Below are 262 nucleotides of genomic sequence, written 5' to 3'. Positions count from 1 at the left end.
CACTGGATGGCGAGCCATAAGCCTGATCTGGTCATCAAACTCAATGTTGACCTTGAAGTTGCCTGTGCACGTAAACCCGACCATAAACGGGAATCGCTGGCGAGGAAGATTGCCATAACGCCACAGTTAACCTTTGGTGGTGCACAACTGGTTGATATCGATGCCAATCAGCCACTGGAACAGGTGTTGGTTGATGCAGAAAAAGCGATTACGGATTTTATGACCGCGCGTGGTTATCACTAGTCAAAAATGGAAATGCCCG

The 262-nt window shown here is 48.5% G+C and carries 1 protein-coding gene; it reads left to right on the top strand.

The features are described 5' to 3' along the window. The coding region (locus IEQ44_RS16060) for a nucleoside/nucleotide kinase family protein (RefSeq protein ID WP_227487663.1) at positions 1 to 243 on the top strand (243 nt) is incomplete at its 5' end. Positions 244 to 262 lie beyond the last annotated feature (19 nt).

Source organism: Nocardioides malaquae (assembly GCF_015070385.1).
GTDB classification, from domain to species: Bacteria; Actinomycetota; Actinomycetes; order Propionibacteriales; family Nocardioidaceae; genus Nocardioides; species Nocardioides malaquae.
The sequence above is the reverse complement of the archived record's forward strand: the minus strand, read 5'-3'. Positions and strand labels throughout refer to the sequence as shown.